Below are 1,044 nucleotides of genomic sequence, written 5' to 3'. Positions count from 1 at the left end.
TTTTGAGTTTAAAACCCTCGCTGTATCTTCTTAAGATACCATCATTTTTATACATAATTGCTACATTTTGTGTAGCCTTTTTTTAGGACGGGTCAGTTTTGCCCATAACGGTTGGTACATGTTGTCGGTGCGGATTTCGGAGAGCGTTCCTGTCCGGTAGGACACGGAACTGCGAAACGAGAATCCGCAGTTGGCATACCACCAAACCCCGCCCTGCAATATGTACTGTGTTAGCAACAGTAATTTATTCTATTCGGTTAATATTTCGTTTTCTTTCTTAAACAAGTCGTCAAAAATTGGTCTAAAATCTTTCCACTGGATTATAATTAGAAATACTCCAACGTTTACCAAAACATCTGCTACATTAAAGACTGGAAAATTATACTCATAAAAGTAGTGAACATGAAAGAAGTCTGTTACAAATCCATTAAACATCCTATCTAAAATATTCCCGTAAGCACCGCCAATAAGAATAAAAAACGGAAGCAATAATCGGAATTTCTTATTCTTGATTTTCCAAATCATTACGAAAGCAAACATTGTCGCAGAAATAGTCAATATGAAAATTAACGGAAGTCTGATACTTTTTTTAATTGAACTTAGAAAACCAAAAGCAATTGAGTGATTCTCTACATATCGAAGGTCAAAAGTATTTTTAATTAGAACTATTGAATTGTCTTTCAAGTTTGTTTTAGCAATTTCTTTAGTTTTTAGGTCAGCAGAACATCCAGAAATCATAAATGATATTAAAACCAAATATTTTATTATTGTCTTTTTCATTTTTTAATATTTATGTTTTTCTCAGTTTAAATGTTGATAAGCTCTATTGTACTTTGTAATCATGAATGTCACAGTTTTTGTGTCTTGTTTTTAGTCTTTTTATAATTATTTGCAAGTTACAATACTTCTAATTTTCCATATAATTTATTCACTCTGAGCTCTTTTTATTATGTTCGTTAAGGCAGATGGTTAACAAAGTTAAAGTCACATAAGTTACACTAAATTCGTACTCAGCCTTGTAATATTTTGTTTAACACGAATATC

1 protein-coding gene is annotated in these 1,044 nt (G+C 31.4%); it reads right to left on the bottom strand.

Annotation, left to right across the window (positions count from 1 at the left end):
• Nucleotides 1–249: 249 nt before the first annotated feature.
• The gene (gene lspA / locus K5G00_RS29450) at nucleotides 250–780 is read right to left on the bottom strand and encodes a signal peptidase II (protein ID WP_238770220.1); all 531 of its coding nucleotides are present in this window, start codon (nucleotides 778–780) and stop codon (nucleotides 250–252) included.
• Nucleotides 781–1,044: the final 264 nt, after the last annotated feature.

The organism is Maribellus maritimus (assembly GCF_022267315.1).
Taxonomy (GTDB): domain Bacteria; phylum Bacteroidota; class Bacteroidia; order Bacteroidales; family Prolixibacteraceae; genus Draconibacterium; species Draconibacterium maritimum.
This window is presented reverse-complemented; position numbering and strand designations above follow the sequence as displayed.